At 39.8% G+C, this 14,112-nt stretch carries 16 protein-coding genes and 1 other RNA gene; 6 read left to right on the forward strand and 11 right to left on the reverse strand.

Annotation, left to right across the window (positions count from 1 at the left end):
* Positions 1-14: 14 nt before the first annotated feature.
* From ACMVDV_RS07975 to ACMVDV_RS07995, 5 genes are read right to left on the reverse strand one after another with little or no spacing between them, the layout of a single operon-like run.
* A complete protein-coding gene (locus tag ACMVDV_RS07975; protein WP_416157754.1) occupies positions 15-839 on the reverse strand; it encodes a sulfotransferase in 825 nt (274 codons plus the stop codon).
* Positions 840-845: 6 nt separating this feature from the next.
* Positions 846-1,544 (reverse strand): phage tail protein, encoded by a 699-nt coding sequence (locus ACMVDV_RS07980; RefSeq protein WP_416157755.1) that lies wholly within the window; start codon positions 1,542-1,544, stop codon positions 846-848.
* Positions 1,545-1,572: 28 nt separating this feature from the next.
* Positions 1,573-2,496 (reverse strand): hypothetical protein, encoded by a 924-nt coding sequence (locus ACMVDV_RS07985; protein ID WP_416157756.1) that lies wholly within the window; start codon positions 2,494-2,496, stop codon positions 1,573-1,575.
* Positions 2,483-3,736 (reverse strand): hypothetical protein, encoded by a 1,254-nt coding sequence (locus ACMVDV_RS07990; RefSeq protein WP_416157757.1) that lies wholly within the window; start codon positions 3,734-3,736, stop codon positions 2,483-2,485. The genes ACMVDV_RS07985 and ACMVDV_RS07990 overlap by 14 nt, the downstream gene beginning before the upstream one ends.
* A gap of 14 nt (positions 3,737-3,750) precedes the next feature.
* Positions 3,751-4,356 (reverse strand): aspartyl/asparaginyl beta-hydroxylase domain-containing protein, encoded by a 606-nt coding sequence (locus tag ACMVDV_RS07995; RefSeq protein ID WP_416157758.1) that lies wholly within the window; start codon positions 4,354-4,356, stop codon positions 3,751-3,753.
* 166 nt (positions 4,357-4,522) lie between these two features.
* Here ACMVDV_RS07995 and ACMVDV_RS08000 point away from each other — a divergent pair, with 166 nt between their 5' ends.
* On the forward strand, positions 4,523-5,320 hold the full coding sequence (locus ACMVDV_RS08000) for a hypothetical protein (RefSeq protein WP_416157759.1): 798 nt from the start codon (positions 4,523-4,525) through the stop codon (positions 5,318-5,320).
* Positions 5,321-5,451: 131 nt separating this feature from the next.
* Entirely contained in the window at positions 5,452-5,796 is a 345-nt protein-coding gene (locus tag ACMVDV_RS08005) for a mannan-binding lectin (protein ID WP_304180341.1), read from the forward strand.
* A gap of 61 nt (positions 5,797-5,857) precedes the next feature.
* Here ACMVDV_RS08005 and ACMVDV_RS08010 read toward each other — a convergent pair whose 3' ends face one another.
* The gene (locus ACMVDV_RS08010; protein WP_416157760.1) at positions 5,858-6,610 is read right to left on the reverse strand and encodes a sulfite exporter TauE/SafE family protein; all 753 of its coding nucleotides are present in this window, start codon (positions 6,608-6,610) and stop codon (positions 5,858-5,860) included.
* Between the two features lie 432 nt (positions 6,611-7,042).
* On the opposite strand from ACMVDV_RS08010, the gene ACMVDV_RS08015 reads away from it, so the two are divergent.
* From ACMVDV_RS08015 to ACMVDV_RS08025, 3 genes are read left to right on the forward strand one after another with little or no spacing between them, the layout of a single operon-like run.
* Positions 7,043-8,038 carry a hypothetical protein gene (locus tag ACMVDV_RS08015; protein WP_416157761.1) on the forward strand — a complete coding sequence of 332 codons (996 nt, stop codon included), beginning with the start codon at positions 7,043-7,045 and terminating at the stop codon, positions 8,036-8,038.
* Positions 8,016-8,420, forward strand: coding sequence for a hypothetical protein (locus ACMVDV_RS08020; protein WP_416157762.1), 405 nt, complete (start codon positions 8,016-8,018; stop codon positions 8,418-8,420). The genes ACMVDV_RS08015 and ACMVDV_RS08020 overlap by 23 nt, the downstream gene beginning before the upstream one ends.
* Positions 8,420-9,199, forward strand: coding sequence for a hypothetical protein (locus ACMVDV_RS08025; protein ID WP_416157763.1), 780 nt, complete (start codon positions 8,420-8,422; stop codon positions 9,197-9,199). Before ACMVDV_RS08020 ends, ACMVDV_RS08025 begins: the two co-directional genes overlap by 1 nt.
* A 267-nt stretch (positions 9,200-9,466) precedes the next feature.
* Here the strand turns inward: ACMVDV_RS08025 and ACMVDV_RS08030 are convergent, their stop codons facing one another.
* The 4 genes from ACMVDV_RS08030 to rnt form a co-directional block, all read right to left on the reverse strand.
* Complete coding sequence (locus ACMVDV_RS08030; protein ID WP_416157764.1) at positions 9,467-10,123, reverse strand: Fic family protein; 657 nt, start codon at positions 10,121-10,123, stop codon at positions 9,467-9,469.
* Positions 10,086-10,484, reverse strand: coding sequence for a hypothetical protein (locus tag ACMVDV_RS08035; protein WP_416157765.1), 399 nt, complete (start codon positions 10,482-10,484; stop codon positions 10,086-10,088). Before ACMVDV_RS08035 ends, ACMVDV_RS08030 begins: the two co-directional genes overlap by 38 nt.
* A gap of 186 nt (positions 10,485-10,670) precedes the next feature.
* Positions 10,671-11,027: a transfer-messenger RNA gene (ssrA, locus tag ACMVDV_RS08040) on the reverse strand.
* A gap of 140 nt (positions 11,028-11,167) precedes the next feature.
* Positions 11,168-11,836: a ribonuclease T gene (rnt, locus tag ACMVDV_RS08045; RefSeq protein WP_304180378.1), complete on the reverse strand. Its 669-nt coding sequence runs from the start codon at positions 11,834-11,836 to the stop codon at positions 11,168-11,170.
* Positions 11,837-12,059: 223 nt separating this feature from the next.
* Here rnt and ACMVDV_RS08050 point away from each other — a divergent pair, with 223 nt between their 5' ends.
* The gene (locus ACMVDV_RS08050; RefSeq protein WP_416159067.1) at positions 12,060-12,935 is read left to right on the forward strand and encodes a flagellar protein MotY; all 876 of its coding nucleotides are present in this window, start codon (positions 12,060-12,062) and stop codon (positions 12,933-12,935) included.
* Positions 12,936-12,965: 30 nt separating this feature from the next.
* On the opposite strand, the gene ACMVDV_RS08055 is transcribed toward ACMVDV_RS08050, so the two are convergent.
* Positions 12,966-13,868, reverse strand: coding sequence for a DMT family transporter (locus tag ACMVDV_RS08055; protein ID WP_416157766.1), 903 nt, complete (start codon positions 13,866-13,868; stop codon positions 12,966-12,968).
* Positions 13,869-14,112: the final 244 nt, after the last annotated feature.

The following is a 14,112-nucleotide window of genomic DNA, read 5'->3' on the forward strand; positions in this document are numbered from 1 at the left end:
TGTTGTTTAAAACGTTACGGTGCTTTTTGAGTGATCAAGCTTGCGCTACTGCCTTGAGGATCTAACCAAAAAGCCATATCACTGTATTTTTTAAATAACTCAGGGGGCAGCACCGTTTTTCGGCCAGTGAATTCCACTTTTTGCTTCACTGCATGCAGGCCTTCTGCCCCCAAATGTTTATCAAACTCACTGGCGTTATAGGTGACATTTTCAAAATCATGTTGATAACTAGGCAAACCTAAAAACTGATAGATCAGCGCTAAGCTATTTTCTGGTTTACTCACCAGCAAGTCATAATCTAGCAACAACAACTGCTTTGAAAACTCACCATAAAAACCTTCTTTTAACGCAGCCCATGCACTGCCAAATGGCCCAAGGTTAGAAGCAATATGCTCACAGCGGGTATACACGTTTTGCCGCGATGCTGGGGAATATATACGGCTAAATTCAAGACTGTTTTTTCTGTAGATGCGCTCAAAACTGTCCATTCCCCACGCAGGGTTTCTCACCAAGCAAATCACCTTAAAGTCATTGCCAAATAAAGTGTTTAATAAATTAAGCTTTGCGGTCCATTGCCTGTTAGTATCAAAAACAATTGGCTTTTCAACATCCTGATAATAGCCAAACCAAATGGCACGGCATATATTCAGCCGCTGTACTGCATTAATACTCGTAGCAAATTCACTCCCAGAGCCCATTTGCTCCAGCAGGTTAGTAATAAAGCCTGCCACTGGCGTTGACATATCAGCGTGAAAATCGGGGTTTTGCCGTAATATACTAGCCAGTAATGTTGAGCCCGCTCTTGGTAAACCCGCGATAAAATGATAGTGATGCTGCATAAATAATTAATTCCGACTCGGGAATATCCCAAACAAGGCAATCACATAATTCATTGCGATATATGGCGTACGAATATCCATTGATTGATTGCCACCAGGTAAAGATGTTGTGCCTTGCAAGCTATTAGCTGGCAGGGTTAACGCAACATTTGCTTGTGCTGGGATATCAAATGAATTGACCGTAACATTGCCCAGACTCAGTAAGGACGATGGCGCTGTTTGGTATATTAGCTCTTGCTTATCAGGGCCACCACCAGCGACAACCGTTGCCAACGCGGCTCCAGCTGTAGGCTCACCCGTATCTGCATTTTGCGCTGTCGCAATGTTTGCAGCACCTGTCACACCAGTTATGGTTTGTCCTGGAATACTGACAGAGACTGACTGTGCTGAACTTGGCAATGACACCATACCTTGCATAGCTGGCAAATTAGTCGGCAAAATATGTACTGATTCACTGCCGCCTTTTTGACCAAGCCTATACTCACTCAAACCAGGTCCTCGGCCAAAACCAATCGGTGCTCGCCCTCTAATATCAGGTAACGCCATCGTGGTACGGCCATCACCACCATAGATTGTGCCAATAATGGAAAAAAGTGCCGTGTTAGTGCTAATAGCCAATAACTGCCCTTCACACATAGCCCAGCTTCTAGGGGCAAAATTCCCTGCAAATATCTCAACATCGCCAATAAACGGTTCCGCACTCATAATCTATTTCCTCTCAAAATTTATATAATTACAATTGCATTCCAGCCGAAATATTAGCTAAAGATGCAAACCGATAACCCGTCACACAACCAAACTGACAAGAAACAATATCCAATGCCACAGCACCTTGTTTTGTTTGTACAACCAAGCCTGCAGATTTGCTAATAGTTAAAATCGTACCAGCGGGCTCAAAAAATAGTTTTTCTTCAACAAATGACGCTTGCAACACATTAATTTCTCCCAACTTAGTTGTGAGAATAAAGCCACCATACAGCGGATTACCAGCCCTAGCAGCAGCCACAAAATCGCTGGCGCTATGCGCCACACAAGATAATGTTAAATCGTTATAGGTCAGTGCTGGCAGGACACACTCTCTAGCGCTATGTGACTGCCAATTTAATTGCTTAAATTCTGCAAAGAACAGTGCTAGTGTTTGCGCCAACGTAGATGCAACCCGCATCGCAAGACTTTGGTAAGTATCAAATGGATGAATCGCAATATTTTGTTGTAGCGTTTGTGCTTGGTTTTCGCCATTGCCAGTAAGCCTCTGCACTGTGATAGATAAATCGTCTTGCTGTGTTCTAACTTGCCAATATAACGTTTCTACCCATTGGTAATTTGCATCTGTTTGCAAAAAAACACCGTATGCATGACCATGAAAAAAATTAATTATAGTGTCGCTCAATGGCGCTGCTGTAACACAGCTTATTGCCATCGTTGCTTGCCATTGATCAAGTTGAGCAAGCAACTGAACATCACTGTTCCAAGCAACAAATGCTATGTTGAACGCTTCACACTGCACCCGTAATTGTTCCGATTCACTTTGCACTTGGACATTTTCATGTGCCACAAAAACCACGGCTACCAACAACTTACTTTGCAATAAAAAATCTACTGTGGGCATAGATAAGCAACTAGAAGTAAATAGCACTACCTTGTTAGTTTGCTCCATAACTCACCTGCTGCTCGGCTTTTGTTGGTAAAAACCCTGTCAAACCAGTAAGTTTGTAATAAAAAGTAATCTTGTCTGTTGAACTAAGTAATAAATCATCAGCTGTGGCGCTTTGCGGTTCAAAATCAATACATACATTAAGAAAGGGCAATGGATGAGTAATACCTGATTGGTACTGAGTTAACCAATGTTCGTTATAAGTCATCACCTCAGCGTAGAGCACAAGGACTCGCTTACTTGCATCTTCTGTGCTTGCAGGGATAGCCAAGGTATTACAACGTGCGACCTGTTGCTCACCAAGCTTAATAATATCAAGCGTCAGTAAGGTATGTCGGTCAAGTGTTAACACATTACCAAGCTCAATTCTTTCGCTTAGGATGTCGCTGTTAGGTGCACTCTTTATTTTTTCATTATGTGGCTGCTGCTGCCACTGCTCAACAAACTCTCGCTGACACTTTACTAACGCCGCGTTAACCTTGGTTTTACACGGCAACATTACACCATGGTTACTTAACTGCCTAGCAAAGTTTTTACAAATATTCAAATGTGCTTCTTTTGAGAAACCATGTTGGAATGCTTCGGCAATAAAAATATCAAATGGCTGACTCCCTTTAAACAACACCGCGTCGGCGTGATATACACCTTCAAAATATGCACTCAGTTGTAGCTCATTAATTAACACTTTAAGTGATTGAATAGCCCCAGGTTGAATATCAATTAAAGAAACTCGTACTGTTTTAGGTGAGATAATGTGTTGCTGATCCATATAGAGTAAAATTGGTAGCAGCATTGGCGCAAAAGGACCACACGCTGGATAGGCTATATTTATTTGCGGACTGCGTTGTAATAAATCCCCGATTAGTTCAAACACTGCTTTATAAAAAATACTATTTCTATGTACATCTTTTATCGTTGTTGTGCAGTTTAAAACCGACATCACTAAACCATGCTCATTAATAAATTGATCTGTCATTTGAGCTTCAGTTAATTGCGCTTTAGCGAGAGTTTTTATAGCTTGGTTATAAGCATCAACAAACAATTTCTCCCTAACGGAGCTACAACTACTCGCGGTAACAGCCTGCTTTGCAATCGCTAAAAATGATTGCTGTAATGTTTGCCCCGTCACCGTAGGTTGATTGAGCGCACTAATTTGATTTCGCAGTGCTTGATTAAGCAATCCTGTAACTACTGGCTGCTCAGTTATATACGTTGTGGATGCTTGATATTGATTATTTAACACAAAACGCTCCTTTACTAACTGACTTCAGCTGCATTGACTGATGCACCGAGCAAGTTATAAATCCACTGATTAGCAACACAATCAACAACCAAGTTTATTCTTGGCAATTGACCTTTGTTTTTAACGCTATGAACCGCATCAGCATTAATATACCAACACGTATTTGCCACCATTGGCACTTGTTGACCATCAACACAAAACTCAACATGGGCAGAGCATGCTAAGCAAAAGTGAATTCGTACCTGAGCCGATTTTTCAATACTCAAACCGATGTCACGATGTGGTTTAATAGATGAATGTGGATGCAAACGCATCAAACGTGCAGATAAAATGTCACATTTCAAACTGCCAAGCAGGCTTTTGAAAGCAGGGAGATAAGTTAAGTTTGGACCATTAACCCAAGCACATTCAGGCTCTAACATAAAGGATTGGAGTATAGGGTGGCCATCAACATACTCTTTAGGTACATTCAGCGGCAATACATCCCATTTCCCTTGATAGTCATTTTCGTTGACATGATCGACCCAACAACATTGCTCAGCAACTAACAAATCCTCAGCGAGTTTAAACTCCCCAAACGGAATTGATAATTGAGCATATGCAACAGACTGGGTAATCATTTTACACTCCCTGTTTTAGGTAAACATCCAATACTGATACAGCATAGACCAATAACCTATAAATAAAACATTACAGCGCATTACACGGTGACTTTTTGTGTATAGTAAATAGCCCATTTGTGCATTAAGCTTACCAATTAAAGCACATCCACTTTGGAGGTTTTCTTTGCGTATTAATGATTTAACACAGCAGCAATTAACACTTATCAGTATCGACTTAGCGCAATTAAGATTAATAGCCGATTTAACACTTGCGCCTACTATGCCTTACTTTGCTGAAAAACCTTACCCTATTGGCCGCTGTAGAGAGATAAGGGACGAGGTATTTACATTATTACAAGCACAACTGCCGCACACAAACAAACCTGGGCTCAGCTTATTAAAAGATCTTATTGCCCAAGGCAATCCTTTACAAAAAGCATGGGGCTCACTGCGGGATGAGTATTTTCAAAACGCATTTATTATTGGTTCTTGGTATATTGATGTTGCTAACGACACCGTAAATGCCAATAAACCCAGAGTAGAGATTTTGCCTTTAGCGACATCAAACTTTACCCCAATTAAAGATTTTACTCAGTTTGTAACAATAGCCCGTAGCTATTGGAAAGTTGCAGTGTATAGAAATGATGTATGCCCAGCACTTGCGCCTTATATGCCACTTTTATGTGTAGGCGATAACGGTACTAGCTGGCTCGGAGCCGCAAACGACGACATGCTAAACATCGCAATACACAGCCAATTTACCCAATCAAAAACAATATTAAAAGATCTGCCAAGCCCACCAGTAGAGATAATACAACGCTGGCAATCACTGTTATTAAACTTCACTCACGACCCCTTATTAACAACAAAAGGAGATGCAATCACCTTTTGTGATGAATACAGAAAAAAGTTACAACACCCCGATCTAGCACACAGGGATGCCGCTGTGATTGCCTATTCATCGTTACCAAAGTCAGTGTAATTATAATATCATTGCAACACTCATTGTAATGACGTGTAATAGAAAAGCCTGCTCTTGTCCCTATACTCCTTAATGAGTAAAGCAATTAGCTTTTGCTCGCCAACCTATTCAAACAATTTAAGGAGAAATTTATGGCTACATTTAAAGTGAATATCCCAGCAGGTCCTATCTGGGATCAAAAAGATGCTGAAGAAAAAGCACCAGCCGTTGCCGCAGCGCACCAAGGCAAATGGACAGGCGAATGGAATACCGTAGTAGAAAGTCAAATGAGTGTTGTTGAAGTAGAACTTCAAGTGACAAACTCAGGCAGTAACTCATTCAAAACTACTGTATTAGCCGGCCCTCTTTGGAGCAATGACGAAGCTCAAAAAATAGGTGAAACCATCGCCGCTTCATATGGTGCAGAGTTTACCGGTGAATGGAAAACCATCGTCAATGGCGTGATGAGTGTTATTGAAATAGAGTATAAATTCTAAGTAATTAGAATTTATAAAGCGCTATGACACCTAGGTTTATAGCGCTTTAACAAATTATTAGCTAGAACGCTTGCAAGCCCTGCCATGCCAATTGCAGCGCAAGTAAGGTTAAAATAGCCCGAAAAATACGTTTAAACTTATCGGCAGAAATACGCTGTAATAACTGCAAACCAAGCCAAGTGCCAAGCGCACCACTGATGATCATTGCCGTAACTAAAGGCAACCACTGCCAAAACGAAAAGCCCACAAAGCCATACAAAATAGCTTTAAAGGTATGTTGCACACTCATACAAGCAGAGAAAGTAGCAGTATATTTTAACTTCTCGTAATTATTAACATACAAACAACTGCCCACTAACGGGCCACTCGCCCCCACAAACATCGATAAAAAGGTTGTCACAGCACCAGCAACACTGCGCCATAAAGCAGAAGTTTCACGTAACTTCGGCGTCATGCCCCACAATAAATAAAGTACAAACCCCGCCACGACAATTTTCATCAATTCAAGTGGAATACGTGTCACAATAGCCGACGCAGCAAACGCACCAATAATTCCACCCAACGAAAAAAACACAAACATGCTTTTATCAAGGTGTTTAAAGGTCAGCATAAAGCGATTAGCATTTGAACCCAGCTGCACCAATCCATGCACCGGAATTACAATACTCATAGGCAATAACGACGCCATTACCACCAACAGCATCAAGCCACCACCCGCGCCAAAAGCCGCAGAGATCATTGACGTAAAAGCCGACAAAATAATAAGCCCGATCACGCTGAGCGGCGTTAATAAATCACCAGCTAAAAATTCCATCTAAGACCACTTGGCAGTAAAACAGAATAATGACGTTAGCATGATTAAAAACAACAAGCGAGTAGCCAAAGCAGCAGTAAAATGAAACGCTTATTACAACAAAGAGCAACATGCCACCAGCTATTCAAACAATAAAACACCTCGCTATAAGCATAAAAAAACCCACCAACCTGATTACTCAAATTGATGGGTTTTTTAGGGTTTTTAAATCAACGAATTTAAAAACCGTTATTGATGGAGCTGGGGGGATTTGAACCCCCGTCCGAAAAGCCTCGATTGTTACAGGTAACCAGTAAAAACAACAACTTATTTTTAATCAGAGACTTAGTTTCTTGTGGTATCTCTTGAAGTCTTGCCTTATCTTAGCAATATGGGCAAAATAAGGACAAGAAATTATAATTTAGCCCACTAACTTAAGTTAAGGAGCAACTATTGAAAACGAGCAAGGCAGTAAAGTTTGACACAGAGGCATATTTCTCAGCACTAGAGTGTTTCGATGATTTAAAATTATTTAAAATGCTAGCTAAGCCGTTTAAGTTTAATACGTCTTATTCTTTAAAAAAGACAGCCTCAAATATAATTGAACAATTAGAAAAACCATCACAATTAGCTCCAGAAGCAACAGGTTTAAATTTATTAACTATTTATTCATCAATTTTAGTTTGTCAGAATTCAACAATCTCAGTCGTTGAGCTAGACTCTAACTTGTCCCAAGAGTTAGATAAAATTACTAATGATGATGTTGAACCCGCTCTTTATATCCAAAATACCGACACTATTAATCAATTAAAAAATGGTGTACGTTTTATCGGCTTTTCACGAATCAAAGAAGGGTTAGTTTTTAGTATTGCATACATATCTACCGCTACCACTCCATCAGCTATTGAAAAGAAAGTAAACTATTGCAGCGTATTCAAACCATTTAAAAAAGATAGGTTTGAAATAAGGGTTTCTGCAAACATCCCTAAAAAAGACCATGATTACGTCAAGAAAGAAGTAATGAATTGCTTCACTGATGAAGTTGGTATGCGTTTCAGCATAATATTAACACGTAGTAAGAATATGTGCTTTTTTAAATCAATTTTAAACTTCTATGATGACCAAAGTTCTGGCAGAGCAGATTCTGTAATAAAAGTTGGGGAGCACACGGGAAAAGATGCTACTCTTAATACTAGTCGCAATAAGAGTATGTGTGCAAGAAGCATGGAAGTTTCTAACTTAGATGGAAATGTAGAAAAATATATTTGTCGGGCAATCGTTATTGATTGGAAAAGTAAGGATGATAATGATTACAAAACTACGCTAACTATTGCACCTAAAAAATTACATTGGGAGCAAAATTCATGCAATTCAATATCATTAAAGCACCCTCTTTCTGTTACTCATGTTAGCAGGCTTTTAGATAATGTCATTGCAAGATCAATATAAAGCTAACTGTATTCAAGCTTATAGAGAAAAAGTGTCCAAATATGGCCATTCTTTCCAAGAACTTGATATAGAGAATGTAATTAAATTTATCGATTACATAGAGAGCTCACCTGAACAATTATACTTCCCAATATATAAATTAAGAGAGGCGAGTGGCTACGATGATCTTGATTCCATCATCTCTCTTGTATGTTTCTTTTCTGAAATCCTATCCGTTGAATACATTTATGATGACGGTTGCGAAGAAAGAGATTTAGATAAAGAGTCAGTATTGGATTATCAGAAAGGTACTGGCTTACCCGTGTATCGCGAAAGTGGTTTAGAAGTTGAAGACTTTGATTCATCTAATTTCTCATTTTATTGTAATTTGGATTTTAGCTAATGAAATTTACCGCTGAGCAACTTCATAAATTAGAAAAGATTACTGAAAAAGAACAAATATCTAATTTCGACGATTTTGAGAAGTTTTTACATGAGGATTTATGCAGGATAATAAGAAGAATGGAATCTTCATCTGATAAGTACTTTGTTGAAAAAGAAGATGATATTACTACTGAAATCGTTGGTAGACTTTATGAAGCCGGGTGGACCAATGTTCAAGAGCAGACAAAAGAAGTCGGGTCGGTTGATATTCACATAGAATTTAATGGCTTTAAATGGATATGTGAAGCCAAGCGAAATTATGGAAATCTTAACTTGTTTGAAGGACTCTTACAGCTGACAACCCGCTATGCTAAGAATCAAGACCGAGTTGCATTCTTTATATATCATCAAAAAAAATCTCTTTTGCCATCGATAAAGTCTTTTCATAACTTTTTAACTTCAAAAGAGTGGGTAAGTCGTAAGGGTTTTGAAGATCATATAGACGACATTGAGGCTTGTTTTGATCAAGTAGAAATACCGGATGATGTAACTTATGATAAAACACCATATACCATAAAGGTTAAGAAGTTGTGTGGTTCTCCACTTATAATAAATATTTTTTGGGCTGATTTTTCATTTATTCCTCTAGATAAAAGTGGAAGACAATCGGAATCTATACAAATTAAAAACGCTAGGCTTGCTTTAATGACAGCTTTTTTTGAGTACCAAAAAGACCCCGAACTAGGAACGCAACAGTTCATACCGTTATTACAAAAATACTTTAAGTTTGATGAATGATTAAACTTTTAATTTGAGTCGAAATTATATTTTAAATTAATTTATATGAGGTCCAAATCTAATAGCATCTTCTAAATAACTTGGTGAAAAGTGCGCGTAAACCATGGTTTGCTCAACCTTTGCATGACCAAGTATCTGCTGTAGTACCAAAATATTACCTCCGTTCATCATAAAATGACTGACGAAGTATGCCGTAAAGCATAGCTACACTGCCCTTTTAGTAAATTAATATCCGTTTTATTTACAGCAGTTTATTTGTTCTGGATGTTAGCGGTTAACCTGCCAATACCCCGTTTTTTTAGCGCCAATTCGTTTAATCAACCCTGCTTCTTTTAGAATTTTAATGCGCCTTTCAATTGTTCTTACTGATTTACTAAGCTCATCTGACAATTGCATATGTGTAATATGCGTATTGTTAGTTATTAGCTTAATAATTTCCTTGTCTAGAGCTGTGAGTTTTAAACCGTCATTTAAACCGTCATTTAAACCGTCATTTAAACCGTCATTTAAACCGTCATTTAATGTCGCGTTATTCGCTTCTAAGATTGCGTCATAAATCATCTGCAGCATAAACTCTATAAAAGGAGCGCTATTGGTTTGGTGAGTACTTTGGCGAATCGCTAAATAGTAGGTATCTTGATGTTGGTACACCATGCTTTCTACAGGAATATTCACAAACACCGCATGCCACTTAGACAAGATCAATGTTTGCCATAAACGCCCCATTCGTCCGTTACCATCAGAAAAGGGATGAATAAACTCAAATTCATAATGAAATACACAACTAGCAATGAGTGGGTGCACATCACTTTGTTCTAGCCATTGCAGTAAATCTGCCATTAACTTTGCTACACGTTCAGCTTGCGGTGCCATGTGGACGACCTGCTCACCAGACATCACCCCAACACCTTCTTGACGATACATGCGCATCTTTAACTAAACCTTTCATCATCAGCCTATGCGCTGCTAGTAGGTGTTTACTATTTTCAGGTTGCCATTGAGCAAGTGTATCGTAAGTGCTGATTGCATTATGTGCTTCTTGTACTTCTTTAGGTGGTGCAATTACTCGTTTGCCATCGAGTATCGCGGTAATTTGCTGTTGCGTTAGGGTGCTACCTTCAATGGCCAGTGAGCCCTGTACTGTGCGCATTCGATTAACTTTACGCAACCGCAGCAGTTTCTCTTGCTCTTGTTGTATGGTTAACCTTCCTAGTTGCTCGCTAATTTGCGCAACTAGGATCAGTATTTTGTTACTGAGGGTAAAAGGCGGTGTGTATTTAGGCATTATTTATATTCATTACTTAGGTAGTTAAATTGACCTGCGGTTATTAAAATAGCACTTTACAACTTTATTTGTACAGAAAACCCACTGTTTTATATAAATAAAACCCATAAAAAAACCCACCAACTTGATTGCTCAAATTGGTGGGTTTTTTAGGGTTTTTAAATCAACGAATTTAAAAACCGTTATTGGTGGAGCTGGGGGGATTTGAACCCCCGTCCGAAAAGCCTCGACCGTCGGTACTACATGTTTAGTATCGTCATTTAATTAACCTTTAAATCTCGGACGAACACGATAGATAAAGGCGAGGCTGCTTGGTTTTAGCGCTTCAACCCCAGCCAGGGTTTCCGTCGCGATCAGGTGTTAGGGTGACACTCCAAAATCCAGTCCACAAGAATACATGGAAGGAGCGCTAGCTAGCCTAAGCTGCTAGAGAGTAGTTATCGTCGTTTGCGATTACTTTAAGTTGCGGCTTTTTAACGAGGCAAACCGCACCTCGACATGCACCTTGGGCTTCTTGAATTCCGTCGAATCCTAATCAGCCCCTGAATTAGTAAACTCATTCAGAGCGTATAGCCAGTATAACTGAGTAAAGCGCTGATACTCAAGCTCCTTCTGCCCTTTATTTTATAATAGTCGGTTAACTGGCTACTTATCAAACAATCGTATTTTTTGTAACCTTACTATTACTCTGTTTCTTCGTCTGTTGTAGGGGTTTGTGTTTCTTCTGCTAATGGCCAGCCACCCAGTTGCTGCCAACGATTCACGATTAAACAATATAATTCTGCCGTGCGTTCGGTATCATACAATGCTGAATGCGCTTGTTTGTTGTCAAATTCAATCCCCGCTGCACGACATGCTTTCGCCAGCACGGTTTGGCCAAGTGCCAACCCCGCCAAAGAAGTGGTATCAAAACTCACAAAAGGATGAAATGGGGTGCGCTTGATATTATTACGCTCGATGGCGGCATTTAAAAAACCATGATCGAATGCCGCATTATGAGCAACAACCACTGAACGCTGACAACCCGCCGCTTTTTGCGCCTTACGCACTACTTTGCAAATTTCTTTGATCGCTTCATCTTCAGACACCGCACCACGTAATGGCGAGAAAGGATCTATGCCATTAAAATCAATGGCTGCTTGCTCAATGTTTGCGCCCTCAAATGGCTCAACATGAAAGTGCACAGTATGATCAATACTGAGTAGGCCTTCATCATCCATTTTTAATACTGACACCGCAATTTCTAACAGCGCGTCGGTTGCTTTATTAAAGCCCGCCGTTTCAACGTCAATAACCACCGGAAAAAAGCCACGAAAGCGTTTTGCGAAAAGAGTTTGTTCAGTATTTGCCATAGTATTCTAGGTTTGTCAGTATCAGCTGGTTATTATGACAAAATTGATGCCCTCTCGGCTAGGGGCTTTCAGGATTAATTATTTTATAAATTGTAGGCATATAAATTGCTTTAATCTAAATTAGCGTCACAATTGCAGTTACTGAGCGTTTTTAATGCTTAGCTCGCCAATTAATTGGCTCTGCTTAGTTTGATTAAAGTAAACCCTGTTGGAGAGTTCCGTGGTGAAGTTGTCATTGTTATCTATAAGCCTCATAGCAATTGGTCTATTACCCTATAGCGCCACTGCCGCAATGCGCCAATACACAGCAACTGCAGATACCTCACAGTGGCAAGTGGTAACAACAACTCGCTTACAATGTCAGTTAAATCATGAAGTTCCATATTATGGCGAAGCTATTTTTAGTGCCACAGCCAGTAAAAACAAAAACGTGCTATTTAATTTAGATATGGTTGTGCGCCCCGATAATTACAGTATTGCAGGTTTAAAAGCCGTGCCACCACCATGGCGAGCAGGCTTACCTGCACGCGATATTGCTAATATGAAATTACTTCGCAAATTTGACGGTGAACTTGGTAATAATACCGCTTGGGAAATGTTGACCGAGCTTGAAAAAGGCTATCAACCGACCTTTTATTATCAAGACTGGCAAAATAGTGCCGATAAAATTGCCGTCGGATTATCTAGCATTAACTTTAAACAAGCCTATTGGGCATTTTTACAGTGCCGCGATGCATTATTACCATACAGTTTTGAAGATATCTCGTTCACAGTGATGAACTACCAGCCGAACACCAGTAAGCTAACCAAGTCATCGCAACAACGCTTAGATAAAATTGCCGAATATTTAAAATACGATACCAGTATTGCCGCGATTTCCATTGCATCGTATACAGACAGCTACGGCGGACGTTGGAATAACTTAGAGCTCTCTAAAAAACGTGCATTAGCAATTAAAGAATATATGGTGAGCTTAGGCATTGATGAAAGTAAAGTGGAAACCGAAGGGTTTGGCGAAAAACGCCATATAGCAACTAACGACAATATATTAGGCCGCGATAAAAACCGCCGCTTAGTGATCCAGATAGAAAAAATGTAGCCAGTACTTGCTAGCTACATTTTACCAATATTAAGGGTTAAGTTTGGTAAACTTAGCCTTTTTATTTAACCAACCATCACCAAACTGAAATACCGCTAAACTCAGTAAGATAATACCAGCCCCTATAAACAGTTGCTGATCTACGGCTTCATTATTTAGCCATGCGCCTAAACCTAGCGCAAAACTTGGGGTGATCAAGGTTGTCAAAGCGACCGTACTTGCTGGTAATTTTTGTAGCACATGAAAATAAGCCAATGCACCCACGAGTGAACCAAATACCCCTAAATAGCCAATTGACCATAACGATTTTGCACTCCACGCACTGCTGTTAAGCTCACCATCGACCAGCCACCAAGTAATAAAAAACAACGGAGTCACAAATACTAATGCACCGAATGTGGTTGCCATTGGATGAATAGCAATTTTTACTCGCTTGATCATTACGCCACTTAAACTAAAAAAGCACACGGCCATAAATACGTAGGCTAAGCCTTGTATCTGCATTAATGAGCCTTGCATGTGTTTTTCACTTACCAAGAATAGCCCCAATAATGCAAACGCTAACGCAATTAGTTTAACGACGCTGAATTTTGGCTCGTTGAGTAGTCGCTGTGCTAATAGACCAGATAAAATAGGCGCTAAGCCAAACATCAAAGAAATAAGCCCTGAAGGGACCGTTTTAGCAGCCATGTAACTCAATAACATGCCACCATAAATGCCGATGCTCGAGTAGCCATACAAAAAGCACGCGCGACGATGCCAAGGAACGCGAATATTAGCAATTGCTACAACCAAGGCAGCCAGCACTAAACCTATCGACATACGTAATAACACTGCGAGCGTTGGCGAGACCGACTCACTACTCCAGACAATGCCCAATGGGGTGGTTGACCAAATTAAAACCATTAAAAAATACGATGCTTTAACGCTCACACGCTTATTCCTTTAGCAAGGCGGCGATAACAAAGAGGAAGGAGTACAACACTAACCGCTTTGAAATCGCGGTTAGTAAAAACAACTTAACCGCAGCGCAGCAATGGACGCACAACTGATAGATTCAGCCATGGGCGCATTGTTAGGGCTCGGTTTATGTGTTGCATATAAATAGAATTTTTAATAATAAAGTGAAGTTATAGAAATAGCAGACCTGCACAATAAGTCAACACATTGAATGATT

The organism is Pseudoalteromonas sp. ASV78 (assembly GCF_047806705.1).
In the GTDB taxonomy this organism is placed as follows: Bacteria; Pseudomonadota; Gammaproteobacteria; order Enterobacterales; family Alteromonadaceae; genus Pseudoalteromonas; species Pseudoalteromonas prydzensis_A.

What these genes read in the sequence shown, in the direction of transcription:
- ACMVDV_RS08020 (WP_416157762.1), top strand. Translation starts at nt 8,016, where the DNA reads ATGTCATTGCAAGATCAATATAAAGCTAACTGTATTCAAGCTTATAGA.
- ACMVDV_RS08005 (WP_304180341.1), top strand. Translation starts at nt 5,452, where the DNA reads ATGGCTACATTTAAAGTGAATATCCCAGCAGGTCCTATCTGGGATCAA.
- ACMVDV_RS08025 (WP_416157763.1), top strand. Translation starts at nt 8,420, where the DNA reads ATGAAATTTACCGCTGAGCAACTTCATAAATTAGAAAAGATTACTGAA.
- ACMVDV_RS07975 (WP_416157754.1), bottom strand. Translation starts at nt 839, where the DNA reads ATGCAGCATCACTATCATTTTATCGCGGGTTTACCAAGAGCGGGCTCA.
- ACMVDV_RS07980 (WP_416157755.1), bottom strand. Translation starts at nt 1,544, where the DNA reads ATGAGTGCGGAACCGTTTATTGGCGATGTTGAGATATTTGCAGGGAAT.
- rnt (WP_304180378.1), bottom strand. Translation starts at nt 11,836, where the DNA reads ATGGCAAATACTGAACAAACTCTTTTCGCAAAACGCTTTCGTGGCTTT.
- ACMVDV_RS08035 (WP_416157765.1), bottom strand. Translation starts at nt 10,484, where the DNA reads ATGCCTAAATACACACCGCCTTTTACCCTCAGTAACAAAATACTGATC.
- ACMVDV_RS07995 (WP_416157758.1), bottom strand. Translation starts at nt 4,356, where the DNA reads ATGATTACCCAGTCTGTTGCATATGCTCAATTATCAATTCCGTTTGGG.
- ACMVDV_RS08010 (WP_416157760.1), bottom strand. Translation starts at nt 6,610, where the DNA reads ATGGAATTTTTAGCTGGTGATTTATTAACGCCGCTCAGCGTGATCGGG.
- ACMVDV_RS07985 (WP_416157756.1), bottom strand. Translation starts at nt 2,496, where the DNA reads ATGGAGCAAACTAACAAGGTAGTGCTATTTACTTCTAGTTGCTTATCT.
- ACMVDV_RS08030 (WP_416157764.1), bottom strand. Translation starts at nt 10,123, where the DNA reads ATGTATCGTCAAGAAGGTGTTGGGGTGATGTCTGGTGAGCAGGTCGTC.